The organism is Mangrovibacterium lignilyticum (assembly GCF_010882175.1).
Lineage (GTDB): Bacteria > Bacteroidota > Bacteroidia > Bacteroidales > Prolixibacteraceae > Mangrovibacterium > Mangrovibacterium lignilyticum.
Genome location: NZ_WKLH01000001.1, coordinates 728,698 through 752,444, shown reverse-complemented (window position 1 = coordinate 752,444; position 23,747 = coordinate 728,698). Strand labels below are relative to the sequence as shown.

The window sequence follows — 23,747 nt, the reverse complement described above, 5'->3', positions numbered from 1 at the left end:
CGCCTCCTATTTTTTCTTCTTTTTGAACATCTCGAGCATGCGGTCGGTGACTACAAAGCCACCGACGACATTGAGTGTACCAAAAATGACTGCTAAAACCCCCAAACCAAGTTCGAGCGAGAGGTGAGAGGCGTCGGCATGGCCAACCAGGATGATGCCTCCAATGATGATTACACCGCTGATGGCGTTTGCACCGGACATGAGCGGCGTATGTAGCACAGAGGGCACGTTGGAGATGACTTCAATCCCCAAAAAGACAGAGAGGGCAATGATGAAAATAGCTTCTTTGTAAGTAAAGAAAAACTGCAGTATTGATTCCATAGATTAGTCGATTACTGATTTAACACGTTCGTTGATTATTTCTCCCTGGTGGGTAATACAAGTGGCGCGGACAACCTCATCGTCAAAGTTGAGCGTCAGACTACCATCTTCGGCAATGAGCAGTTCGATGAAATTGCTGACATTTTTGCCAAACATTTTGCTGGCATCTTTGGGCATTTGTGCCGGGTAGTTCGATTGCCCGATAATGGTCACTCCATGTTTTACGACGGTTTTATTGTCTTCACTTAGTTCGCAGTTGCCACCGGTTGAGGATGCCAAATCGATAATGACAGAGCCGGGTTGCATACTGGCCACCACTTCCTTCGAAATCAGTAGTGGCGCTTTTCGTCCGGGAATTTGAGCTGTGCAGATGACCACATTCGCTTTGGCTGCATGCTGATTGATGGCTTCCTGTTGTTTTTTCTTGTACTCTTCGGTTTGCTCAACAGCGTAGCCACCGGCAGCAATATCTTCTTTGGCTCCTTCAACCTCCACAAAACGGGCTCCCAAGCTCATTACCTCCTCTTTTACTGCCGAGCGAACATCGAAAGCTTCAACTTGTGCCCCGAGTTTGCGTGAAATAGCAATGGCTTGTAGCCCAGCCACTCCAGCTCCTAAAATAAGTACGTTGGCCGGACGGATTGTGCCGGCTGCAGCCATAAACATGGGGAAAAAGGAAGGAAGATGGGAGGCCGCATCCAGCACCGCTTTGTATCCGGCAACGGTTGCCATTGACGAGAGTACATCCATGGATTGGGCCCGGGTTGTGCGGGGAACAGTATCCATGCTGAAACTGGAGATTTTGCTTTCCCGAAATAGCTTGACCAGCTCTTTGTTCCATAAAGGTTTATACTCACTCAACCAAATTTGTTCGCTATTCAGTTGTTTGATTAAAGCAGCATCCGGTTCTGAAATTTGAAGGAGCAGATCCGCTTTCTCAAGTACTTCGGTTCGGGATACAACTTTAGCTCCGGCTTCGCTAAATTGGGCGTCAGAGACAAAAGCTTCGGCTCCGGCTCCTTTTTCAACGATCACCGAGGCCTTTTTTGTGAGCAGCGTTTTGATGTTCTCCGGAAGCAGTGCCACCCGGTGTTCCGGGGCGACATCTTTCAGGACTCCAATAATCATAGTTTATGGTATTTAGGTTGATATAAAATTGAGAACGTTGCTGTATGGCCTTACTAATTTAGCGAACGCTGCGAAGTTGACAAATCTTTCGATCTGCTGTTCAGCTACTTATTGTTTTACGCTGAGTTGTGTCCCCAAAAGCCAGCGCCGAAAAGGTGATTTTTGTGGATAATTAATCGGGAAAAAGTGGAGTTGACTCGGCAAAGAAAATATCTTTGTGGCTGATAAAAAATAGAATAGCATGCAAACTTGGTTCGAAGTAAAAGTTAAATATGTGAAAGTTGATCAGGATGGCCGTGAGCGTAAAGTTGGCGAGTCGTACTTGGTTGATGCAGTATCATTCACTGATGCTGAAGCCCGGATTATTCAGCAAATGCAGCAGATTATCCGCGGTGAATTTCAGATCGATAATATCAAGAAATCAAATATCGTTGAAATCTATCCGGCCGAAAGCGGCGAGTTTTGGTATAAAGCGCGTATCGCGATTGTAACAATCGACGAAAAAGCCGGGAAAGAAAAGAAAATAAACAACTACTTCCTGGTGGCAGCCGACGATTTCAAGGAGGCTTTGCAACGTTTAGAAGACGGACTTTCTTATATTTTGGTGCCTTACCATACCACTTCAATGGCTTTGAGTAATATTGTTGATGTGTTCCCGTATTTCGCGGATGATCAGCAGCAAATTCCTCCCCATCTGAAACCCTTAAAAGATGTGCAGGAAAGTACTGACGACCTATTGGCTTCGGAAGAATTTGAAGAAACCGAAGACGAAGATGAGATGCCACCATACGCTGATGACAGTTTTGACGACGATCCTCCAATAGCGGATGGCGAGATCGATTCTGATCCAAATGCATAAAAAACACAGGCCCGTCTGATCAACTCAGGCGGGTCTGTTTTTTTAGAGATCACCACAGATTACAATGCCGCTGTTTCGGCATTACGTTAGTCAACGCATATTTATTTACGATATTAAAACTAAAAGTTTACAATATAATACTAAATTTTTATCGATTGGCTCTTGTTTTTTTGACATCAACATAAAACAAAACACCCCGAAGAAATTAATCTCCGGGGTGTTTCTATATGGTGGTATTTTTTTAGTAGTTAATCTTTCCGCCACGTTTGCGTTCAGCTTCTTTTAAGAAGATTTTACGCATCCGTAGTGATTCCGGAGTAACTTCCAGGTATTCATCCTTACCAATGTATTCCAGGGCTTCTTCCAAGCTGAAAACAATCGGAGGAGCTAATCTTACTTTGTCGTCAGATCCGGAGGCACGCATGTTGGTCAATTTCTTCGATTGAGTCACATTTACCACAATATCGTCACCACGGCTGTTTTCACCAATTACCATTCCTTCGTAAACATCAATACCAGGTCCAATAAAGAATTTACCACGATCCTGTAACTTATTCAACGCATAAGCGAAAGTTGTTCCAGGTTCTTTGGCGATAAGAGATCCGTTTTGACGGCCTTCAATTTCGCCTTTTAATGGTTGATATTCAATGAAACGGTGAGTCATTACAGCTTCACCGGCAGTTGCCGTCAGCATGTTGGTACGCAAACCAATAATACCACGTGAAGGAATCAGGAATTCCAAGTGGATACGGTCGCCTTTGCGTTCCATATTTTGCATTTCACCTTTACGGATGGTAGCCATTTCAACAACTTTCCCGCTATACTCGTCAGGCACGTCAACGTGCATTTCTTCAATAGGTTCGCATTTAATGCCACCAATTTCCTTGTACAATACTTTGGGTTGTCCAACTTGTAGCTCGTATCCTTCACGACGCATTGTTTCAATCAGTACCGACAAGTGAAGTACACCACGTCCGTAAACGGTGAAACTATCTGCTGACTCACCTTGGATAACACGCAATGCCAGGTTTTTTTCCAGCTCTTTTTCCAAGCGATCTTTCAGGTGACGAGAAGTCACCAGTTTGCCTTCTTTACCAAAGAATGGTGAATCGTTGATGGTAAATACCATGCTCATTGTTGGTTCGTCAACCGCGATTGGATCCAGTGGTTCCGGATTTTCAATGTCGCAAATCGAGTCACCGATATCGAAACCTTCAATACCAACCAAGGCACAAATATCACCATCGTGCATCGATTCTACCTTTTGACGACCTAAGCCGGAGAAGGTGTGAATCTCTTTAATGCGGCTGCGTTTGACCGAACCATCACGTTTGGCTAGTGCTACCTGCATACCTTCTTTCAGTTCACCGCGGTGAATACGACCAATGGCAATTCGTCCAACATAGGAAGAATAGTCCAACGACGTAATCAGCATTTGTGGTGTTCCCGGATTTTCTTTTGGAGCCGGAATATATTCCAATATGGCATCGAGCAATGGCTCAATGGTGTCCGATTTAATATTTAAGTCGGGAGTCATCCAACCTTCTTTCGCCGAACCATAGATGGTTGGGAAGTCCAATTGTTCTTCTGTTGCATCCAAACTGAACATCAGGTCGAAGACCTGTTCATGAACTTCGTCAGGGCGGCAGTTTGGTTTATCAACTTTATTAATTACCACGATTGGTTTCAAGCCCAAAGCGAGTGCTTTCGACAATACGAAACGTGTTTGCGGCATGGTACCTTCAAAAGCATCAGCCAGCAAAAGTACACCGTCTGCCATGTTCAACACACGTTCAACCTCACCACCAAAGTCGGCGTGGCCCGGGGTATCAATGATGTTAATCTTAACATCTTTGTAGGTCACCGAAACGTTTTTGGCCAGGATCGTAATCCCACGTTCGCGTTCCAGATCATTGTTATCGAGGATAAGGTCTTCATGTTTCTCATGCGCCTTAACGATATTACAATAGTAAATCATTTTGTCAACCAGAGTGGTTTTCCCATGGTCAACGTGTGCGATAATCGCGATGTTTCTAATCTTCTGCATATAATCTCCAAAATTGGTGGCGCAAAGATAGTTTTATTTCAACTCAACGCGCCGCCGGTGTGAATTTGTTGACGGTAACTTAACAGGCTGAACAGAAAAAGGTTTATTATCGGTTCTGGCTGTCGCGGAATATTGAAATTATCTGTAATTTCAATGCTTTAGAAAAAATAAAAATATCTCATTTTTAACGGGTTAAAATGATTTCAGTTTCAACGGACAAGGATTTATTGGATGTTTCAATGATTCATCATTATTTAAGTGAACGTTCTTATTGGGCAAAAGCCAGGAGTTTAGCTACAGTTCAAGCGTCAATTGAACACTCCGTTTGTTTTGGTGCTTACGATGAGAATGGCAAACAGTTGGGTTTTGCACGTGTGGCAACCGATTATGCTGTTTTTGGTTGGATCATGGATGTTTTTGTGTTGGAAGAATGCAGAGGAAAGGGAATTGGTAAGCTGTTGATGGAAGCGATCGTTAATCACCGTGACTTGAAACGGTTGCGGCGAATGGGCTTGGGAACGGATGATGCACACGGGCTTTACCGGCAATATGGCTTTACCGATCTAGCACATCCTGAAAATCTGATGGAGCGAATAGATCCGGGCCATTAAAAGAGAACGTAGCGTTAAATTCCCGGCATGCAGGAATTCCCGGTACGTTCAAAACTTATCGCGTAGAATTAGATTTTGGTTACATTAAAATTCGGTAGGACTTACAGGTTCCGGAACGACATTTCGAATGGGCTTGGTACTTTGCAGGTATTTCAACATCGCTTTCAAATCATCGTCGGTTAAATTCGCAAAATTCTGCCACGGCATTGGTGGTAGTAACTTACGTGTTCCTTCCAAACCTTTGTATCGTCCTTCCCGCATCGCGCGGATGAACTGTTCATCCGTCCAGGTGCCGATGCCGGATTCATCAGACGAAATATTTGCCGCATAGGTAATTCCCCATGGACCAACGGCGGCAGTCAGGCTCATGTTGAACAGTGCCCAGTTTGCCAATGCGTCTTTGGATACTTTGTCTCTCAGGTCGCCTTCCATATGGCCGGCGAAGTGATTTTCCGGATCAGGGACCGGACCATGATCAGTCATCACTTTGGGAGTATGACAGTCTTCACAACCGATACTTGATACCAAGTAGCGGCCTCTTGCAATTATTTCTTCTTCGGAGGGGGGGATTTCTGCAACTTCTTTTTTCTCATTTTGGGTTGTACAACTAATTAATCCAACGAGAAACAACAGGGAGAAAATTACTTGTCTCATGGTAAAAAATTTAGTGTTTAATTTGGGTTGAGAACCAGTCTTTGAATTCCATAAAAGACACCAATGTCCGTTATTACGAGGAAACATTGCAGAGGTTAGCGAAAAGTTAATTTTATTTTAATCAGAGAAGGATAAAATGAGAAAAACAGACATGTTTGCGCCGTGGGTGAATTGGTAATGAATTGATTGTAGTTTTTGTGTTTTCATATCGAAAAATATCGATATGATCAATGGCCGGGCTGATAAACCTTTTTGACTTTTTGAGGTTTTCAGTATTTTGAGTTGGCGTTCCAATAAATCTAACAGGAAGGAATTGTGAGACACACTGGGACTGCTTTCGCCGAGTAAAGAATCAAGAGTAGTCGGATGATACCGCTGGTCTTGCAGGAAGCTTCGGGCACTGATCTCCCTTGTGATTCAAACTCAATAGAAGGAAGATTATGCTGGTGTCATTAGGTCAAAATACCCCGTTTTTTTGGGTTTTCGTAAAATTAGGATGTGCGATTTTTTCCGTTGGTTCAAATTCAGTAACCCAAATCGGTTCCAACGGTTTGATCGATTTCTCATCCTCCTCATTTAACGGCCGCCTGGTGAACTGTGCGAACCAACTGTAAAGCTCGTCGTCATCGAAAAGTCGGCTCAAATCGTGTCCTTTTTTTGTAAACCGGCTGTATTTCACCAAAGCATGATGCTGCTCAAGTGCATTCACCATTTGGTCCGATCGCAAAACGGGAACCAAGCGATCCTGTACACCATGAAAAATCCAAGTCGGCAGGTGGTAGATGTTGTTGACCCAAGCCGTATTGCCACCGCCGCACATCGGAGCAATGGCTGCAAAACGATGCGGATACATATTTGCTAATTCCCAGGTTCCAAACCCACCAAGACTCATGCCGGTCAGGTAAATTCGGTCGTTGTCGATCCGGTATTTGGCATTTAATTCAACCATCATGGAGTCCAGCCAGTTTTCGCTCGACCAACGCTTACCCCACGGACACTGTGGAGCAACAACAATAAAATCCATTTTTTTGCCCCGGTCCAGGAAGAAGGGGAGTCCGTAACGACGAACGTGATTAAGGTCGGTTCCCGAAGCCGAACGACCATGCAGGTAGATGATAACCGGATATAAGTTAACTTTGGTGCTGTCGTAGTTTTCAGGTACGTAAGTGAGGTAATTGTAGTGAACCTTTTTTAATGGACGTTCTCCTTTCGCTGCAACCGATTTTGCACCAAAAACAAGTAATAGAATCAATGTCAACAGGTATCCTCTGCTCATATTTGAATCGCTTATGGAGGCGAATATAGAAAAAGGATTAGCACCAAAATCTGTCCTAATCCTTTTTGTTACTGAAATTTACAACTATTAACAGCTGTTATTTGTGTCTTTTCTTCAATTCACGAGCCAGATCTTCGATGCGGTAACCTTTGTGTGTTAACAGAACGATGAGGTGATAGATGAGGTCAGCCCCTTCGTACAGAAAGTTTTCATCGTCGTTGGCCATAGCTCCAATAATGGTTTCTACTGCTTCTTCACCTACTTTTTGGGTAATTGTACGTGTGCCTCTTTCGAACAATGAGGTGGTGTACGACCCTTTCGGCATTTCTTCTTTGCGCTTGTCAATGAAATCCTGCAGGTGTTTCAGGAACATCACATCTTCGCCGGTGTTGGTTTCATCCCAGCACGTATCGCTTCCGGTGTGGCATACAGGGCCAACAGGATTCACTTTAATCAGTAGGGTGTCATTGTCGCAGTCGGCTGTCATTGATACAACATTCAGGAAGTTGCCGCTTTCTTCGCCTTTGGTCCACAGGCGGTTTTTGGTGCGGCTGAAGAAGGTTACTTTGCCCAATTCTTCCGTTTTTGCCAGCGCTTCTTCGTTCATAAAACCAAGCATCAGCACTTTGTTCGTGGTGTTGTCCTGAACGATGGCCGGAACCAAACCGTTCATTTTTGAAAAATCAATTGATGTGTTCATATCTTATTTGCTTATTATTCAGTTTGAAATTCGGTTACAGTCGGATTGGAATGCCTTTTTGATTCAGGTAGCTTTTCAGATCAGGAATGCCAATTTCCTTGTAGTGGAAAATGCTGGCAGCCAGTCCTGCGTCGGCTTTTCCCGTGGTAAATACATCGACAAAATGGTCCATGTTACCTGCTCCACCTGAAGCGATAATGGGAATTTTGAGCATGTCGGCCATCCTGGCGAGCTCGTCGTTAGCAAAGCCAGCCTTTGTTCCGTCATGATCCATTGAGGTAAACAGGATTTCACCGGCGCCACGATCTTCAGCTTCTTTAGCCCAGCTGAACAATTCTTTATCGGTTGGGATTCGGCCGCCATTAACGGTTACCGTCCAGTGTCCGTCGTAGTTTTTAGCATCGATAGCTACCACTACGAATTGGGTTCCGAAGTTGAGGGCCAGGTCATCGATCAGTTTCGGATTACGAACTGCCGATGAGTTAATGCTGACTTTATCAGCACCGGCACTCAGTAGTGCTTCAGCATCTTTAATTTCACTAATTCCACCGCCAACGGTAAAGGGAATATTGATCTCGCGGGCGATACGTTTCACCAATTCGACAAAGGTTTTGCGTCCTTCGTGTGTGGCTGTAATATCCAGGAAAACCAACTCGTCGGCTCCTTGCTCGGCATACATCGCACCCAGTTCGACCGGGTCGCCCACGCTTTTAATATTGACAAAGTTGATGCCCTTTACGGTCTGACCGTCTTTGATATCCAGGCACGGTATTATTCGTTTTGCTAACATGCTATGTTCTGTTTCAAGTCTATGCTGAGATGAACTTGCTAATCTCAGCCAGGCTGATTCTATTTTCGTAAATGGCTTTTCCGGTAATAACGCCGGGAACGCCCATTTCATCTAATTCGATAATATCTGTCATGGTGGCGATTCCGCCACTGGCAATCAATTCCAATTTCGGGAAATGATCCATGATTTCTTTGTACAAATCGATGCTGGGGCCGCTGAGCATGCCGTCGCGTGCAATGTCGGTCGAGATGACTTTCTGAATTCTTTTGCTGGTATAACTTTCAATGAAATCCAGAATTGGAAGTTCAGAGACTTCCTGCCAGCCACTCACTGCGATTTTCTTGTCCTTCGCATCCGCTCCCAGGATGATTTTTTCAGTACCGTATTTTTCAATCCAGCTCAAAAATGTTTCCCGATCCTTCACTGCGATGCTTCCACCGGTAACCATTTGGGCTCCGCTTTCAAAAGCAACTTTCAGATCCTCATCAGATTTCAGTCCACCACCAAAGTCGATCACCAAATTGGTTTTCGAAGCGATAGTCTCCAGTACTTTGTAGTTGACAATGTGTTTTGCTTTGGCGCCGTCCAGATCGACGAGGTGCAGTCGGGTGATACCGGCATCTTCGAACATCTTCGCTACCTCGAGCGGATTTTCATTATAGACTGTCTTCTGGTTGTAATCGCCTTGAGAGAGGCGGACGCATTTGGCGTCAATCAGGTCGATAGCTGGAATTATTGTAATCATTTCTCGGTCTACAGTTTAATGAAGTTTTCCAAAATTTTAGCGCCAACCGGTCCGCTTTTTTCCGGGTGAAACTGGGTGGCGTAAAAGTTGTCTTTGTGTAAGGCGGCGCTGAAGGGATTGATATAATTTCCAACAGCGGCTGTGTGCTCACCAACGGTTGCATAATAGGAATGAACGAAATAGACAAACTGTTCGTTCAGGGATTCATCAAATAGAGCACTGTTCAGATTGGTGATCGTGTTCCATCCCATGTGTGGTACTTTGGTCACGAATTCCATTCCGGGCTCGGGCTGAAAACGCTTTACCTTTTCCTCAAATATTCCTAAGCAGGGAGTGTCTCCTTCTTCCGAGTGACTGCACATCAGTTGCAAGCCAAGGCAAATTCCCAATACTGGCTGAGAAAGGGAAGGGATGAGCTTATCCAAACCTTCTTTTTTCAAATAGGCCATTGTTGTACTGGCCTCGCCAACGCCGGGGAATATAACCTTGTCGGCTGCTTTAATTTTTTCGTGGTCACCGGTGATCTCGGCCGAAATACCCAATCTTTGCAGGGCATTATTCACCGATTCGATATTGCCGGCATTGTATTTTATGATGACTAAGTTCATGCTGTTTATTTCAGAAGTTCATTAATTTTTGCCTTCATCTCTTCAAACTCGTCTGGCTTATATAAGCGGGTCAGAAAAACAATCTTACCGTCTTTATCAATGATCACATTGCGGGTTACTCCGGCACCTTTGGCTGCATACTGGTAAAAAATACCACCTTTGGGATCGAGCAAGAGCGGGTAGCTGACGGGAATCTCCTTCGCGAATCCGCTCACCTTTTCAGCCGCTTCATCCAAATCAACTCCAAACAATGCGAAGTTGGGATTGTCTTTGAGTTTATCCCAGATATCGGTTTCGATATGCGGCATTTCTTTGCGGCAAACACTGCACCAACTGGCTGTAAATTGCAACATCACAACTTTACCTTTTAAATCGGAAAGTTTAACGGTCTTCCCTTCTGGTGTAGTTGTTTGAAAATCCGGAGCTTCATCACCGACTTTCACAATGTAGCCGTAATCTTCCTGACCGCATGCCTGAAAGCCTACGAAAGCAAGGAGAATGGCACAAAGTGTTTTAATCTTTAAATATTTTCGAATCATATCGGTCTGTTTTAGTTGAAGACAACCGTTTTATTCTTGTAAACGAGTATTTTTCGTTGCAGATGCTTGAACACAGCATGTGATAAGACGATCTTTTCCAGATCACGACCTTTACGGACCAAGCGAGGAATTGTATCGATATGGCTGCAACGGGTTACATCTTGTTCAATGATCGGCCCGCCGTCGAGTTCGCTGGTTACATAATGGCTGGTAGCACCAATAATTTTAACACCGCGTTGGTGTGCTGCATGATAAGGTTTGGCGCCTGCAAAAGCGGGTAAAAATGAGTGATGAATATTGATGATTCTGTTTGGGAATCGATCCACAAAATCAGCCGAAAGTACCTGCATGTAACGGGCCAGTACAATAAAATCAACTTCGTATTTTGTTAACAACTCCACTTCTTTGGCTTCCTGGTCTGCCTTGTTTTCTTTTGTCACCGGTATGTACTGGAATTCAATGTCGAAACGTTTGGCAACCGATTCGAGATCTTTGTGATTGCTGATGATAACAGGAATCTCAACATCCCATTCTCCGGCGGTGTAACGTGATAAAATATCGAACAAACAATGCGACATTTTCGAAACAAAAATAGCCATCCGTGGCACCTGTTTCGAAAAATGAATGGAGTAGTCCATTTCAAGCTTCGAAGCAATCAGTGTGTCAAAATATTCCTGGATTTTGTCAGCCGGAATCGCGAAACCGTCCAGTTCCCACTCCACACGCATGTAAAAGATCTTTTCAATGCGGTCGACATATTGATCCAGGTATATGATGTTGCCATTGTTTTCATTCAGAAATTCAGTTACTGTTGCCAGGATTCCTTGTCTGTCGGGGCAGTGAATCAAAAGAATCGCTGTGTTCTTTTTCTCACGAAGCTGTTTTATGCTTTTCATCTTAAGAGTTCAAAGTTTACTATTTTGAGTTTTTTTGTCGGTCTTTCCCAAAATCTAAAGGGTTCCTTTTGTTGAAGGAAGCTCAAAGTTAAACACATCTTTCCGAATAGCCATTTTTATTGCCCGGGCTAGTGCTTTAAAAATGCCTTCAATCTTATGATGTTCATTGTCACCTTCAGCTTTAATGTTCAGATTTGAGAGTGAAGTGTCAGAAAACGACTTGAAGAAGTGAAAGAACATCTCAGTTGGCATGTCGCCAACTTTCTCGCGCTTAAATTCTGCTTCCCAAACAATCCACGGACGACCTCCGAAGTCGATGGCGGCCTGCGCCAGACAATCGTCCATTGGCAAACAATAGCCATAACGTTCAACACCGCGTTTGTCTCCCAACGCCAATTTGAAGGCTTCTCCCAGTGCCAAACCGGTATCTTCGATGGTGTGGTGTTCGTCAACCTGTAAGTCTCCGTCAACTTTGACTGTCAGGTCAACTCCTGCATGGCGGGCAATCTGGTCGAGCATGTGATCGAAAAAGCCGAGTCCGGTGCTAATCTTTCCTTTGCCTATTCCATCTAAATTTAAATCGACAAATATTTTCGTTTCCTTGGTGTTGCGTTCAACCTGAGCAGTACGCTCAGGTGCGGCAACTTTTGCGTAAATGTCATCCCAATCGGCGGTTACCAGCGAACAGAATTCTTCTAATCCCTGCGATTTCATTTCGTCAACCAGTGAACCATCATTTAAGAGAATGCCTTTTGCTCCGAGGTTTTTAGCCAGCATGATGTCAGTCAGCCGGTCTCCGATAACAAAGCTGTTGGCCAGGTCGTAGCTACCGTCCATATATTTCCCCATCATTCCTGTGCCCGGTTTACGTGTTGGCGCATTGTCATGAGGGAAGTGGCGATCGACAAGAATGTCATCGAAAATAATTCCTTCATTTTCCAGGGCTTTCAGCATTTTGTTGTGTGCCGGCCAGAAGGTGTCTTCCGGAAAGGAATCTGTTCCCAAGCCATCCTGATTGGTTACCATCACTAATTCGTAACCGAGGTTTTTGGCAATGAAATGCATATTGCGAAACACCTTGGGTAAAAATTCCAGTTTTTCAAGCGAGTCAATTTGCTCGTCGGCCGGCTCAATAATCAGTGTCCCGTCTCTGTCGATGAATAATGCTTTTTTCATGTGGCTTTATATCAAATCGTTTAATTTCTCAATCAATATTTCATTTTCTTCCGGCGACCCAACTGTGACTCGCAGACTGTCGTCGCATAAAATCACTTTAGAGCGGTCACGTACGATGATACCGTTTTCAACCAGATAATCATAGATTCCCCGAGCGTCATGCATTTTTACCAGTAAGAAATTGGCATCAGACGGGTAGATTTTAACAACAAACGGGAAGGATCTCAGTTGTTCGGCGAGTCTGCTGCGTTCTTCAATCAATAAATCGACCCACTTATTTTTCTCACTTTCCTTTTGAATGAGTTCCAACGCTTTTTGCTGGGTAAGGATGTTGATATTGTAAGGGTATTTTATTTTGTTGAAAATGCGGATTATTTCAGTTGAAGCAAAAGCCATTCCCAATCTAATTCCGGCCATTCCCCATGCTTTCGAAAAGGTTTGAAGGACAACCAGGTTTGGATATTGAGGCAGTTCAGTCAGCAAGCTGGCTCCCGGTGCAAAGTCAATATAGGCTTCATCAACTACTACCAATCCGTTGAAATTTTGAATCAGTTTCAGCATTTCAGCCTTGTCCATCAAATTTGCTGTGGGATTGTTGGGTGAACAAACAAAAGCCAGTTTGGTGTTTTCATCAGCTGCAGATAACAGCTCATCCGCAGAAAAACTGTAGTCTTCTTTTAATTTGACTTTACGAATTTCAATATTATTGATGTCAGCAGCCACTTGGTACATGCCGTAGGTTGGATCGATAGAAACGATGTTGTCCTTACCCGGCTCGCAAAAAGCACGAAAAAGCAAATCAATCGGTTCGTCGCTACCATTGCCCAAAAATATTTGCTCGGCAGGGCATTTTTTGATCGCTGCAATTTTGTCTTTCAATTCGCGCTGAAGCGGATCGGGGTAGCGATTGTATGGAGCGTTAAACGGGTTTTCGTTGGCATCCAGAAAAACCATCGCTTCGCCTGAAAACTCATCTCTCGCTGAAGAGTAAGCTTTTAGGTTTTTTATATTATCTCGTAAGAGTTTATCTAAGTTCATATCGTGTGAATTGAATCACATCGGCACAACAGTCGCCTATTGTGTCTGGGGTGATTATTGTTCTTTAATTTCTGTCAATCGCAATGTTACCGCATTCTTGTGGGCATCCAGTTCTTCTGCCGCTGCCATAACTTCAATCACGGGGCCCAGTTTTTGAATCCCTTCTTTTGAAATTTCCTGGAAGGTAATTTTCCGGGTAAAGCTGTCGAGGTTGACACCACTGAACGAACGTGCCCATCCGTTGGTAGGCAAGGTGTGATTTGTTCCTGAAGCGTAATCACCAGCACTTTCGGGCGTATAGTTCCCGAGAAATACAGATCCCGCATTCACGATCTTTTCAGCAACATCCAGGTAGTTGTTCATTGAAATAATTAAGTGTTCCGGCGCGTATTCATTGATCATGTCAATCATTTCAGCTTCGGTGTTTAAAACAATGGCAACACTATTGCCTAATGCTTTAACCGCGATTTCAGCACGACTTAATTCTTTGAGTTGCTTTTCCAACTCAACTTCAACTTCATCAACTAACTTTTCTGAATTGCTAACCAAAACGACCTGGGAGTCTGGTCCATGTTCTGCCTGCGACAACAGATCCGAAGCAATGAAAGCCGCGTTGGCCGTACCATCAGCCATGACAGCTACTTCAGAAGGGCCCGCAGGCATGTCAATGGCTACATCGCTGATGCTGATGAGCTGTTTGGCTGCCATAACATATTGGTTTCCGGGCCCGAAGATTTTATTCACTTTAGGAATGTCACCCGCCCCGTAAGCCATAGCGCCGATTGCCTGAACACCGCCCAGTTTGAATATTTTAGTGACGCCAACCAATTGCGCAGCAAACAAGATTGCCGGGTTTATTTTCCCTTCTTTGTTGGGTGGAGTGCACAACACGATTTCTTTGCAACCTGCTATTTTTGCCGGGAGAGCCAGCATTAAAACCGTTGAAAAGAGCGGAGCAGACCCACCAGGAATATACAGACCAACTTTATCGATGGCCACCGCTTTTTGCCAGCAAACAACACCCGGGCTGGTTTCGACCTTTGTTAATACTGATTTTTGCTGAGCATGAAAACGATGAATATTAGCTGCTGCCGTTTCAATCGCGGCTTTCAGTTTTGGGTCTGTTAATTTAACAGCCTCATTGATTTCATCGGTACTGGCAGCGAGCTTGTCCAAGGCAACACCGTCGAATTTCTCGGTGAATTTGCGGACTGCTGGTTCTCCTTCCGCCTTAATTTCATCTAATATACTTTGCACCCTTCCAGCCAGATCAGCGGCATTGAACAGTGGCCGTTCCAAAATTTCGGACCACTGTGCGGGTGATGGATTAATATAGCGTTTCATGCACGAACTTGTTTCAGTATTTATTTCGAACGAATATGAATTCGTTAGTTAGAAAATCATTTTTTCGATTGGAAGAACCAAAATTCCCTGGGCACCGGCGGTTTTTAGTTTACCTATAATTTCCCAGAATTCTTTTTCGGAAATAACCGATGACATCGATACCCATCCTTCTTCAGCGAGTGTTGTAACTGTTGGGCTTTTCATACCTGGAAGGATACTGGCGATTTCGGCTATTTTATCTTTGGGCGCATTCAATACAATGTATTTTTTGCCTTCAGCTCGTTGAACGGATTCCAGACGGAAAATCAACTCGTCAAGGATCGCTTGTTTTTCGGGGCTAAGATTTGGTGTTGCAATCAATAAAGCTTCAGATGGCGTTACCACTTCAACTTCTTTTAAGCGGTTGCTTACCAAAGTAGAACCAGAACTTACGATGTCGAAGATTGCATCCGCCAAACCAATTCCGGGAGCGATTTCAACCGAGCCGGTAATGACGTGAATTTCGGCTTCAATTTTATTTTTGTCCAGGAAATCCTTCAGGATAACAGGGTAGGAGGTGGCAATTTTTTTACCAGCGAAATATTCAACACCTGTGTATTCTTCTGATTTCGGGATCGCCAATGATAAACGGCATTTGCTGAATCCGAGGCGTTTGGCAATAACGACATCCATTTTTTTCTCCAGCACTTCGTTCTCTCCCACAATACCGATGTCGGCAACGCCGTCGGCTACTGTTTGGGGGATATCATCATCGCGCAGAAAAAGCGCGTCCATTGGGAAGTTTTTTGCTGAAGCCAGTAAAACGCGGCTGCTACCTAACGAAAATTTGATTCCCGTTTCTTTGATTAGTCCCATGGAATCTTCAAACAAACGTCCTTTGTTTTGGACTGCAATCTTCAATTGTGTCATGATCGGTTTTTAAAATAAAAAAGGCCTACCTTACGGTAAGCCTTCTTCGAGTTAATATTTTGCTTCAATACGGACAAAAGAATTACGGCCTACCTTGTGTTAGGATACTATGATGATGGCCGTGGTGTCCGAGATTGAAATTCATTTCTTTTATTTTGATGTTGCAATGATAGTTATAAAATGAAATTCAAACAAGCGATTTGCTGTTAATTTAAAATTAAGAAATGATTTTTGTTAGTTTTTTTGTGAAAGGCTGTTTGCTTTTGTTCGAGAGTTGAAAGTGCTTATGAAAGGCGGGTGCATTTAAATAAAATAACCTCCACAATGGGAGGTTTTATATTTTTATCGGAGCCTATTTTATTAAAAAATATCTCTCATTTTTTCGAAGAAATTTTTGTCACCTGCACCAGGTGTTCCCTGAAAGTTGGCGGACTGTTGCAGTTTCTCAAGCATTTTCTTTTCTTCCGGACTGATCTTTTTCGGAGTCCAGGCATGGATGCGAACCAGAAGATCACCTTTCCCATATCCGTTTACTTCCGGCAATCCTTTTCCGCGTAAGCGTAAGATTTTCTCAGGCTGGGTGCCAGCTTCAATCTTCACTTTCACCTTATTCTCAATCGTTGGAATTTCTGAAGTTGTTCCCAAGATGAAATCAGGCATGCTTAAAAATAGGTTGTAAATCAGGTTGTTACCGTCGCGGATTAAATCAGGATGTTGCTCTTCCATGATAATCACCTGCAAGTCGCCATTTACGCCGTTATGGCGTCCGGCATTTCCTTTCCCAGATACGTTTAATTGCATGCCTTCAGCGACACCCGCAGGTATTTTGAAGCTGACAACTTCTTCGCCGCGAACAACACCTTCGCCATGACAGCTGGTACACTTGTTCTTTATAATTTGTCCTTCGCCGTTACAAGTGGGACAGGCAGAAGTCGTTTGCATTTGCCCCAGTAAGGTATTCGTAACGCGTGTTACATGACCGCTACCATGGCAAGTTGAACAACTTGTATAATCTGAACCACCTTGTGCGCCTGAACCGTTGCAGGTATCGCAGGCAATATATTTTTTTAGCTTGAGTCTTTTTTCAACCCCTTCAGCAATGTCCTTCAGGCTGAGTGTTACTTTTACGCGTAAATCGGAACCGCGGTGAACACGTTTTCCTTGGCTACGACCTCCGCCGCCAAATCCGCCAAATCCGCTGAAGCCACCGCCTCCGCCGAATCCGCCACCAAAGATGTCGCCGAACATGGAGAAAATATCATCCATCGACATGTCGTGACCACCGAAACCTCCACCACCGGCGGCACCACCCATTCCTGCATGACCAAACTGGTCGTAACGTTGTTTCTTTTGCGGGTTACTTAATACCTCGTAAGCCTCGGCAGCTTCTTTGAAATTCTCTTCAGCCTCGCTGTTTCCCGGGTTTTTATCCGGGTGATATTGAATGGCTTTTTTGCGGTAAGCTTTCTTTATTTCTTCCGCGGAAGCACCTTTGCTAACGCCTAAAACTTCATAATAGTCTCTTTTTGTCATGCTTTTCAGGGTTTTTCTGAGTTATTCGCCAATTACAACTTTCGCAAAACGAATAACTTTTTCGTGTAACAGGTATCCTTTTTGGACCACATCAACGACTTTGCCTTTTAATTCATCAGTCGGAGCCGGAATTTTGGTGATGGCTTCGTGAAGATCAGTGTCAAAGTCTTTTTCTTTCGCCTCAATTTCTTTGATACCATTCTGTTTCAGGAATTCCTGAAATTTAGTGTAGATCAAGGTGACTCCTTGTTTTAGTGGATTTTCCTCATCTACATCGCTGACGGCAGCCAAGGCTCGTTCAAAATCATCAACAACCGGAATAATATTCATCAGTACTGATTCGCCACCTGATTTCATCAATTCCATTTTTTCTTTTAGCGTCCGTTTTCTGAAATTGTCGAATTCAGCCTGTAAGCGAACGTGCTTATCTTTCATTTCGGCTATTTCATTCTCTAATTTCTCGATTTGGGTTTTCTCTTTATCTTTCTTTGACTTTTTGTCGTGCTTATCTTCGTGTTTAGCAGTTTTCTCTGGTGCTTCTTTTTGTTCTTTAGTTACTTCTTCTGCACCGTTCTCTTGCTCATTTACAACTTTTTCTTCTGCCATATTGGATTCAATTTTTATTTAACAGACTGACAAATCACAAAAATGCTGCCAGTTAGTTTTTGGGACAATTTGACATTAATTTTTGCTTGAAAGCTGACAAAATTAAAAAAAGAAAGGCAGTACGAAGTACCACCTTGCTGATTTATTGAGTTTTTAGCAATTATTTTACGAAGCGCTTTAGTGCCGATTCGAGAGCTGGCCCCCGGAGGTTCTTAGCAACAATGACTCCGTCGCCATCAATGAGGAAGTTGGCTGGTATAGATCTTACGCCGAATGTCCCGGCAGATTTTGAATCAAAACCGTTTAGTTCGCTCACATGGTTTTCCCAAATAAGAGAGTCTTGATTGATTGCTTTGGCCCAGCGCTCCTTCGAATTATCAAGTGAAACGCTGTAAACGGTAAAACCACTGGCGTTCTTGAATTTTTGATTTTTGAAGGTGTTGTAGGCAGCAACAACGGTCGGGTTCTCGCGGCGGCAGGGGCCACACCACGACGCCCAAAAATCGACCAGAACCATTTTACCTTTTAATGATGATAATTTTATATCTTTTCCATCAATTGTCTGTTCCGTAATTTCCGGTGCTTTGTCTCCTATGTTTAGGTGTACACGGTTTAAGTACCATATTGCTGCTCCTAAAAAAGTGACGATAGCTAAGCCAACCGCGGAAAGGATTATTTTTTTCTTCATAACGATATACTGCTGTGTTCATGTATTGTTTTTGCTCATTCGAATTCAACTTTGAAGCGAACTTTAGTTCTTCCTAGAGTTGATCGTCAGTGAAAGTTTTCTTCTACGATAAGTATCGATCCTTGAATTTGAAAAAAAAGAAAGGCAGTACGATGTACCACCTTGCTGATTTATTGCGTTTTTAGCAATTATTTTACGAAGCCTTTTAGTGCCGATTCGAGAGCCGGCCCCCGGAGGTTCTTGGCAACAATCACTCCGTCCCCATCAATAAGGAAGTTGGCCGGTATGCTTCGTACACCATAAACGGTCGCATATTTTGAGGCCCAACCATTCAAATCGCTGACATGGTTATTCCAAACCAGGTAGTCATCGGTAATGGCTTTTTCCCAAGCTTCCTTCGATTTATCGAGCGATACGCTGTAAACAGTAAATCCTTTGCCGTTTTTAAACTTCTCGTCTTTGTAATTTTTGTATGCGGTTATTACTGTTGGGTTTTCCCGGCGACAAGGTCCGCACCATGATGCCCAAAAGTCAATTAGAACCATTTGTCCTTTTAGTGATGACAATTTGAGTTCTTTTCCATCGACTGTTTTTTCAGCTATTTCGGGAGCTTTATCACCGATGTTTGTACCAATTTTCGCTTGTGCATCTGACAGTTTCGGAGCCATAAATCCAACTGCGAAAAGAACTGCGATTATCATTTTCTGCTTCATAACTTCGTTGCTTCTAATTATGTTCTTATTATAAATTCTTATTAGCTTCTTCAACAAATATAACACCAAAAGGATTTAATCAAACATGCTTGTTTAGAACTATTAACAAAGTTCCCATTACGACTCATTTCGCAAAATAGATGCACCAATAGCGTTTAAACGCATATCGATCTGCTCATATCCACGGTCAATTTGTTCAATATTTGAAATTTTACTTTCACCTTGGGCCGATAAAGCAGCTATAAGTAACGAGACCCCGGCACGGATGTCGGGAGAGGTCATGGTGGTACCTCGTAGCTGAACTTTTTTGTTTAAGCCGATAACCGTTGCCCGGTGTGGATCGCACAAAATAATCTGTGCTCCCATGTCAATCAGTTTATCGACAAAAAACAAGCGGCTTTCGAACATTTTTTGATGGATCAGGACGCTTCCTTTTGCTTGGGTAGCAACCACCAGAAAAATACTCAATAAGTCGGGGGTCAATCCCGGCCAGGGGGCATCGGCAATGGTCATAATTGAACCGTCAATAAACGTTTCTATTTCGTATTCTTCCTGTGCAGGAATGTAAATGTTGTCACCTTGAATTTCAAGTTTTATTCCCAGGCGTTTGAATGAATCGGGAATGATGCCCAAATGTTCGACTCCGGCGTTCGGAATGGTGATCTCGGAACCAGTCATGGCAGCTAAGCCGATGAAACTACCGACTTCGATCATGTCGGGAAGAATGCGATGCTCACATCCCCTGAGGCTGGTCACACCTTCTATTTGTAGCAGGTTAGAGCCGATTCCGGTAATCATTGCGCCCATGCTAACCAGCATTCGGGAAAGTTGCTGAAGATATGGCTCGCAAGCTGCATTGTAAATCGTCGTTTTTCCTTCGGCCAAGACGGCAGCCATCAGAATATTGGCTGTACCTGTTACTGAAGCTTCGTCCAACAGCATGTACTGCCCGGTTAATTTGGGCGATTTTACACTGAAAAAGTGTTTGTCGGCATCGTATTTAAATTCAGCACCTAATTTTTGCAGACCGACAAAGTGGGTGTCCAATCGTCGCCGGCCGATTTTATCGCCTCCTGGTTGGGGAATATAGGCTTCGCCATAACGAGCCAGCAACGGGCCGACAATCATGATTGAGCCACGTAAGCTGATTGCTTGCTTTGCAAAACGCTCCGATTGGAGGTAGGCCAAATCTATATCATCGGCTTGGAAGGTGTAAACGCCTTTCGCTTGCCGCTCTGTTTTTACACCTAACTCTGCAAGTAATTCGATGAGTTTTAACACGTCCCTGATTTCGGGAATATTGCTTATTGTAATTTTTTCGGGGCTGAGTAAGGTCGCACAAATAACCTGCAAGGCTTCATTTTTGGCGCCCTGCGGTTCAAGTGTCCCTTTTAATTTTTTGCCCCCTTCAATTTGAAATGTTGCCATCTCCGGAGTAGTAAATTAATCGTGTTTATTTACGATGTTTCTTTTGGTTGCTGCGAGGATTCTGATTGGTCGTCTTCTTCCGGTTGCGGAAAAGAATTTCTTTAGTTTCAGTCAAACCAAGATCAGAACGCTTGATATCTCCTTTGGAAAGAATCTCAAGATCGTCATAAATTTTTTCATCATCTACCGCATCTTTGTTCCAAGCCAAATAGCTTTTCTTCATGTGATTTGCCAGTAGCTTGATTAGAAATTCCTTTTCTTCGCCCGATTCGTAATGACTTGCTTTATCGACCAACGATTGCAGAATTTTACCGTAATGACGCAGCTTAATTCTTCCTGTACTGTAAGGAATGCGTTGGGGCGGTTCGTTAAAGGTTTCACGACGTGGCGGATCGTAAGGGTAATCAATTTCTAATTGGAAATCGGCCATGATGGCCAGGTGATCCCAAAGTTTATGTTTGAAGTCGTTTATGTCGCGAAGGTAAGGGTACATATTGCCCATAATATCGATCACGGTACGAGCCGCTCGGTTTCTTTCATCCCAATCTTCGATGGTCATAATATGATCGACCATATTTTGAAGATTGCGCCCATACTCCGGTAAGGGCATTTTCTTACGATTTGAATTGTAATCCATGTAAAAAGTGTTCTTAAATAAAACTGAAATCAACTTAAGCTAGAGCTAATTGGGTAATATTCTTGATAATCAGTTGTGAAGGTGATTCTTATATGCAAATCTAATCGAAATAATTGTTCTGCCAAATCTTTTAAATTAAAAACTTATGGGCGACAATAGGCTCACTAATTTTCTAAGAGCGAACAATACGCAACTTGGCAAATTTTAAAAGCAGCTGCTTTTGCCCTGCATTTTGAAAGAAAACCGTCGCTTTCAGATTTGGGAAGACACCTTCAATCTGTTGTACTTTCCCTGGTCCAAAACGTTGGTGCTCAACAGTCATTCCGCTTTGGATATCTCGTGGGTCGTCCCCGTCAAAGGTTTGATTTTGTTTTTTAGCCTGGCGAAGTTGCACAAGTTTTTGATTCATCGCTTGCGGGTTTGAAGCTGTTTGTCTTCCAATAGGTGCTTGCGGCTCTTCCGGTTGTGGTTTTCTAAATCCGGCATATCCTCCGGCTACTTGTGGTTCACGTTCGTAGTTATCCTGGGGAAGGTCGAGGTACTTCGGATCGACTTCAGTAATGAAGCGACTTGGGTTACAAAAATCCAGTTTTCCCCAACGGTAGCGCTGCTTGGCAAAACTTAAGTAGGCATTTTCCTCAGCACGGGTCAAGGCTACATAGAACAGGCGGCGCTCCTCTTCGAATGACTCAATACTTGGATTTCCACCTCCCATAGGAGCAGAGGGGAAGAGGTTTTCCTCGACACCAACAATGAAGACGTTTTTAAATTCCAACCCTTTTGATGAGTGAACGGTCATCATGGTCACTTTGTCGCGGTCTTCATCTTTTTCACTATCCTGATCAGTCAGCAAGGCGACATCTTCCATGTAATTTTCGAGCGCGTTTGGCTGGCCTTCTTCGCGGGCATTTATGGTAAATTCCTGAATCCCGTTCAATAATTCCTGAATGTTTTCAAAGCGGCTGAGTCCTTCCGGAGTTTGGTCGCGGTAAAGGTCTTTCATGATGCCGGTTTGGGTCGCAATGAATCCTGCGAGCTCATAGGCATCTGCTGACTTTGCTTTTTCTTCAAACTGAGCGACTATTCCGGTAAATTGTGAGAGCTTGGTTAATGTTCCTTTGTTTAAACCGGCGGCATTTTCCAGCGAGCTTTTTTTCACAATTTCAAAAATTGAACAGCCTTGCGACAAGGCAGCTTGTTCTAACTTAGTGATTGTTGTTGCGCCAATCCCACGAACGGGATAATTGATTACTCGTTTTAGGGCCTCGTTGTCCTGCGGATTGATGATAATGCGGAAATAGGACAACAAGTCTTTAATTTCTTTGCGTTGGTAAAACGAAAGGCCTCCGTAAATTTTATAAGGAATGTTGCGTTTGCGCAAAGCTTCCTCAAAAATACGCGATTGGGCGTTGGTCCGGTATAAAATGGCGTAATCCTGATAGAGGTAATGGTTACGCATGTGTGTCTCACTGATTTCGTTTGCAATCAAATAGCCTTCTTCGTTATCTGTTAACGCTGAAAATACCTTGATTTTGTTTCCATGAGTCTTTTCCGAAAAGACATTTTTTGGGATTTGCCGTTTGTTCTTGGCTATAATACTGTTTGCAGCATTAACAATCGTTTGGGTTGAACGGTAGTTTTGTTCGAGTTTGAATATCTGATGTTTGGGGTAATCTTTCTGGAAATTCAGGATGTTTTCAATTCGGGCGCCCCGAAACGAATAAATACTTTGTGCATCGTCGCCAACTACACAAAGGTTGTGATGTGTGGCAGCCAGATTTTTCACGATCAGGTATTGTGCGAAGTTGGTATCCTGGTACTCATCAACCATGATGTAGTCGAACCGTTGCTGGTACTTCGCCAAAACATCTTTATGGTCCCGAAACAGAATGTTCGTTTTTAGCAAGAGGTCGTCAAAATCCATGGCCCCCGCAAGTCTGCACCGTTTCTCATACTCTTTATAGATTTCAGCAATTCGGGGCATGCGGATGCTCATGTCGTATTCCATGATCTGACCATTTTGCTGGTAGGCCGGAGGAGTGATTAAGCTGTTTTTCGCCGCTGAAATCCGACTGGCAACCACATTGGTTTTATAAGTCTTGTCATCCAGTTGCATGCTTTTAATAATCGTTTTAAGCAAGCTTTTGGAATCTGCAGAATCGTAAATTGTAAAGTTGGAAGGGAATCCGATTGCTTCGGCTTCTGTTCGGAGAATTCGGGCAAAGATGGAGTGGAAAGTTCCCATCCAAAGCGAACGTGCGGCCGATTGGCCAACTACTGTTCCAATACGTTCCTTCATTTCGCGGGCAGCTTTGTTGGTAAATGTCAGCGACAATATGCTGCCGGGTTTCACGCCTTGCTGCAGCAAGTGAGCAATTCTGAAAGTGAGTACGCGGGTTTTTCCGGAACCTGCTCCTGCAATTACGAGCGAAGGTCCGTCGGTATTTTCAACAGCTTTCCGCTGCGCTTCATTTAATCCATCCAAATAATCCATGCAATTG

The 23,747-nt window shown here is 43.7% G+C and carries 24 protein-coding genes; 2 read left to right on the top strand and 22 right to left on the bottom strand.

The annotated features are described in order from the left end of the window. Positions 1-6: 6 nt before the first annotated feature. Both GJV22_RS03035 and GJV22_RS03030 read right to left on the bottom strand, forming a co-directional pair. Entirely contained in the window at positions 7-321 is a 315-nt protein-coding gene (locus tag GJV22_RS03035; protein ID WP_163708517.1) for an NAD(P) transhydrogenase subunit alpha, read from the bottom strand. A 3-nt stretch (positions 322-324) separates the two neighbouring features. Next, positions 325-1,449, bottom strand: a complete 1,125-nt coding sequence (locus GJV22_RS03030; RefSeq protein ID WP_163708515.1) for a Re/Si-specific NAD(P)(+) transhydrogenase subunit alpha — start codon at positions 1,447-1,449, stop codon at positions 325-327. A 241-nt stretch (positions 1,450-1,690) separates the two neighbouring features. Between GJV22_RS03030 and GJV22_RS03025 the strand changes: the two genes are divergently transcribed. Beyond that, a complete protein-coding gene (locus GJV22_RS03025; RefSeq protein WP_163708512.1) occupies positions 1,691-2,308 on the top strand; it encodes a DUF4494 domain-containing protein in 618 nt (205 codons plus the stop codon). A gap of 241 nt (positions 2,309-2,549) precedes the next feature. Here the strand turns inward: GJV22_RS03025 and typA are convergent, their stop codons facing one another. Continuing rightward, positions 2,550-4,355, bottom strand: a complete 1,806-nt coding sequence (gene typA / locus GJV22_RS03020; protein WP_163708510.1) for a translational GTPase TypA — start codon at positions 4,353-4,355, stop codon at positions 2,550-2,552. A gap of 197 nt (positions 4,356-4,552) precedes the next feature. On the opposite strand from typA, the gene GJV22_RS03015 reads away from it, so the two are divergent. Then, positions 4,553-4,966, top strand: coding sequence for a GNAT family N-acetyltransferase (locus tag GJV22_RS03015; RefSeq protein WP_205461727.1), 414 nt, complete (start codon positions 4,553-4,555; stop codon positions 4,964-4,966). A gap of 84 nt (positions 4,967-5,050) precedes the next feature. On the opposite strand, the gene GJV22_RS03010 is transcribed toward GJV22_RS03015, so the two are convergent. The 19 genes from GJV22_RS03010 to GJV22_RS02920 all read right to left on the bottom strand — a co-directional run bounded on the left by GJV22_RS03010 (position 5,051) and on the right by GJV22_RS02920 (position 23,740). After that, complete coding sequence (locus tag GJV22_RS03010) at positions 5,051-5,620, bottom strand: diheme cytochrome c-553 (protein ID WP_163708506.1); 570 nt, start codon at positions 5,618-5,620, stop codon at positions 5,051-5,053. 457 nt (positions 5,621-6,077) lie between these two features. Next, positions 6,078-6,896 carry a carboxylesterase family protein gene (locus tag GJV22_RS03005; protein WP_163708504.1) on the bottom strand — a complete coding sequence of 273 codons (819 nt, stop codon included), beginning with the start codon at positions 6,894-6,896 and terminating at the stop codon, positions 6,078-6,080. Positions 6,897-6,993: 97 nt separating this feature from the next. Continuing rightward, positions 6,994-7,596, bottom strand: a complete 603-nt coding sequence (gene hisIE / locus GJV22_RS03000) for a bifunctional phosphoribosyl-AMP cyclohydrolase/phosphoribosyl-ATP diphosphatase HisIE (RefSeq protein ID WP_163708502.1) — start codon at positions 7,594-7,596, stop codon at positions 6,994-6,996. A gap of 34 nt (positions 7,597-7,630) precedes the next feature. Beyond that, a complete protein-coding gene (hisF, locus tag GJV22_RS02995; RefSeq protein ID WP_163708499.1) occupies positions 7,631-8,386 on the bottom strand; it encodes an imidazole glycerol phosphate synthase subunit HisF in 756 nt (251 codons plus the stop codon). A 19-nt stretch (positions 8,387-8,405) separates the two neighbouring features. After that, positions 8,406-9,131, bottom strand: coding sequence for a 1-(5-phosphoribosyl)-5-[(5-phosphoribosylamino)methylideneamino]imidazole-4-carboxamide isomerase (gene hisA, locus GJV22_RS02990; RefSeq protein ID WP_163708497.1), 726 nt, complete (start codon positions 9,129-9,131; stop codon positions 8,406-8,408). A gap of 8 nt (positions 9,132-9,139) precedes the next feature. Further along, positions 9,140-9,739, bottom strand: a complete 600-nt coding sequence (hisH, locus tag GJV22_RS02985) for an imidazole glycerol phosphate synthase subunit HisH (RefSeq protein ID WP_163708494.1) — start codon at positions 9,737-9,739, stop codon at positions 9,140-9,142. A 5-nt stretch (positions 9,740-9,744) separates the two neighbouring features. Beyond that, positions 9,745-10,278 (bottom strand): TlpA family protein disulfide reductase, encoded by a 534-nt coding sequence (locus GJV22_RS02980; RefSeq protein ID WP_163708491.1) that lies wholly within the window; start codon positions 10,276-10,278, stop codon positions 9,745-9,747. Positions 10,279-10,289: 11 nt separating this feature from the next. After that, positions 10,290-11,174 carry a formyltetrahydrofolate deformylase gene (gene purU, locus GJV22_RS02975; protein ID WP_163708488.1) on the bottom strand — a complete coding sequence of 295 codons (885 nt, stop codon included), beginning with the start codon at positions 11,172-11,174 and terminating at the stop codon, positions 10,290-10,292. A 54-nt stretch (positions 11,175-11,228) separates the two neighbouring features. Beyond that, complete coding sequence (hisB, locus tag GJV22_RS02970) at positions 11,229-12,350, bottom strand: bifunctional histidinol-phosphatase/imidazoleglycerol-phosphate dehydratase HisB (RefSeq protein WP_163708485.1); 1,122 nt, start codon at positions 12,348-12,350, stop codon at positions 11,229-11,231. A gap of 6 nt (positions 12,351-12,356) precedes the next feature. Then, a complete protein-coding gene (hisC, locus tag GJV22_RS02965) occupies positions 12,357-13,388 on the bottom strand; it encodes a histidinol-phosphate transaminase (RefSeq protein ID WP_163708482.1) in 1,032 nt (343 codons plus the stop codon). A 54-nt stretch (positions 13,389-13,442) separates the two neighbouring features. Further along, the gene (hisD, locus tag GJV22_RS02960; RefSeq protein ID WP_163708479.1) at positions 13,443-14,732 is read right to left on the bottom strand and encodes a histidinol dehydrogenase; all 1,290 of its coding nucleotides are present in this window, start codon (positions 14,730-14,732) and stop codon (positions 13,443-13,445) included. Between the two features lie 48 nt (positions 14,733-14,780). Continuing rightward, entirely contained in the window at positions 14,781-15,641 is an 861-nt protein-coding gene (hisG, locus tag GJV22_RS02955) for an ATP phosphoribosyltransferase (protein ID WP_163708477.1), read from the bottom strand. A 360-nt stretch (positions 15,642-16,001) separates the two neighbouring features. Further along, positions 16,002-17,174 carry a molecular chaperone DnaJ gene (dnaJ, locus tag GJV22_RS02950; protein WP_163708474.1) on the bottom strand — a complete coding sequence of 391 codons (1,173 nt, stop codon included), beginning with the start codon at positions 17,172-17,174 and terminating at the stop codon, positions 16,002-16,004. A gap of 21 nt (positions 17,175-17,195) precedes the next feature. Beyond that, complete coding sequence (locus GJV22_RS02945; protein ID WP_163708470.1) at positions 17,196-17,780, bottom strand: nucleotide exchange factor GrpE; 585 nt, start codon at positions 17,778-17,780, stop codon at positions 17,196-17,198. Between the two features lie 160 nt (positions 17,781-17,940). After that, the gene (locus GJV22_RS02940) at positions 17,941-18,468 is read right to left on the bottom strand and encodes a TlpA family protein disulfide reductase (protein WP_163708467.1); all 528 of its coding nucleotides are present in this window, start codon (positions 18,466-18,468) and stop codon (positions 17,941-17,943) included. A gap of 188 nt (positions 18,469-18,656) precedes the next feature. Then, positions 18,657-19,181, bottom strand: coding sequence for a TlpA family protein disulfide reductase (locus GJV22_RS02935; RefSeq protein WP_163708464.1), 525 nt, complete (start codon positions 19,179-19,181; stop codon positions 18,657-18,659). Positions 19,182-19,298: 117 nt separating this feature from the next. Continuing rightward, a complete protein-coding gene (gene murA, locus GJV22_RS02930; RefSeq protein ID WP_163708461.1) occupies positions 19,299-20,609 on the bottom strand; it encodes a UDP-N-acetylglucosamine 1-carboxyvinyltransferase in 1,311 nt (436 codons plus the stop codon). Positions 20,610-20,634: 25 nt separating this feature from the next. Further along, positions 20,635-21,246: a DUF4290 domain-containing protein gene (locus GJV22_RS02925; RefSeq protein WP_163708458.1), complete on the bottom strand. Its 612-nt coding sequence runs from the start codon at positions 21,244-21,246 to the stop codon at positions 20,635-20,637. 172 nt (positions 21,247-21,418) lie between these two features. Then, a complete protein-coding gene (locus GJV22_RS02920; RefSeq protein ID WP_163708455.1) occupies positions 21,419-23,740 on the bottom strand; it encodes an ATP-dependent helicase in 2,322 nt (773 codons plus the stop codon). Positions 23,741-23,747 lie beyond the last annotated feature (7 nt).

Bases quoted from the DNA above. Each gene is read 5' to 3' on its own strand.
- GJV22_RS03035 (WP_163708517.1), bottom strand. From the start codon at position 321: ATGGAATCAATACTGCAGTTTTTCTTTACTTACAAAGAAGCTATTTTC.
- GJV22_RS03030 (WP_163708515.1), bottom strand. From the start codon at position 1,449: ATGATTATTGGAGTCCTGAAAGATGTCGCCCCGGAACACCGGGTGGCA.
- GJV22_RS03025 (WP_163708512.1), top strand. From the start codon at position 1,691: ATGCAAACTTGGTTCGAAGTAAAAGTTAAATATGTGAAAGTTGATCAG.
- typA (WP_163708510.1), bottom strand. From the start codon at position 4,355: ATGCAGAAGATTAGAAACATCGCGATTATCGCACACGTTGACCATGGG.
- GJV22_RS03015 (WP_205461727.1), top strand. From the start codon at position 4,553: ATGATTTCAGTTTCAACGGACAAGGATTTATTGGATGTTTCAATGATT.
- GJV22_RS03010 (WP_163708506.1), bottom strand. From the start codon at position 5,620: ATGAGACAAGTAATTTTCTCCCTGTTGTTTCTCGTTGGATTAATTAGT.
- GJV22_RS03005 (WP_163708504.1), bottom strand. From the start codon at position 6,896: ATGAGCAGAGGATACCTGTTGACATTGATTCTATTACTTGTTTTTGGT.
- hisIE (WP_163708502.1), bottom strand. From the start codon at position 7,596: ATGAACACATCAATTGATTTTTCAAAAATGAACGGTTTGGTTCCGGCC.
- hisF (WP_163708499.1), bottom strand. From the start codon at position 8,386: ATGTTAGCAAAACGAATAATACCGTGCCTGGATATCAAAGACGGTCAG.
- hisA (WP_163708497.1), bottom strand. From the start codon at position 9,131: ATGATTACAATAATTCCAGCTATCGACCTGATTGACGCCAAATGCGTC.
- hisH (WP_163708494.1), bottom strand. From the start codon at position 9,739: ATGAACTTAGTCATCATAAAATACAATGCCGGCAATATCGAATCGGTG.
- GJV22_RS02980 (WP_163708491.1), bottom strand. From the start codon at position 10,278: ATGATTCGAAAATATTTAAAGATTAAAACACTTTGTGCCATTCTCCTT.
- purU (WP_163708488.1), bottom strand. From the start codon at position 11,174: ATGAAAAGCATAAAACAGCTTCGTGAGAAAAAGAACACAGCGATTCTT.
- hisB (WP_163708485.1), bottom strand. From the start codon at position 12,350: ATGAAAAAAGCATTATTCATCGACAGAGACGGGACACTGATTATTGAG.
- hisC (WP_163708482.1), bottom strand. From the start codon at position 13,388: ATGAACTTAGATAAACTCTTACGAGATAATATAAAAAACCTAAAAGCT.
- hisD (WP_163708479.1), bottom strand. From the start codon at position 14,732: ATGAAACGCTATATTAATCCATCACCCGCACAGTGGTCCGAAATTTTG.
- hisG (WP_163708477.1), bottom strand. From the start codon at position 15,641: ATGACACAATTGAAGATTGCAGTCCAAAACAAAGGACGTTTGTTTGAA.
- dnaJ (WP_163708474.1), bottom strand. From the start codon at position 17,174: ATGACAAAAAGAGACTATTATGAAGTTTTAGGCGTTAGCAAAGGTGCT.
- GJV22_RS02945 (WP_163708470.1), bottom strand. From the start codon at position 17,780: ATGGCAGAAGAAAAAGTTGTAAATGAGCAAGAGAACGGTGCAGAAGAA.
- GJV22_RS02940 (WP_163708467.1), bottom strand. From the start codon at position 18,468: ATGAAGAAAAAAATAATCCTTTCCGCGGTTGGCTTAGCTATCGTCACT.
- GJV22_RS02935 (WP_163708464.1), bottom strand. From the start codon at position 19,181: ATGAAGCAGAAAATGATAATCGCAGTTCTTTTCGCAGTTGGATTTATG.
- murA (WP_163708461.1), bottom strand. From the start codon at position 20,609: ATGGCAACATTTCAAATTGAAGGGGGCAAAAAATTAAAAGGGACACTT.
- GJV22_RS02925 (WP_163708458.1), bottom strand. From the start codon at position 21,246: ATGGATTACAATTCAAATCGTAAGAAAATGCCCTTACCGGAGTATGGG.
- GJV22_RS02920 (WP_163708455.1), bottom strand. From the start codon at position 23,740: ATGGATTATTTGGATGGATTAAATGAAGCGCAGCGGAAAGCTGTTGAA.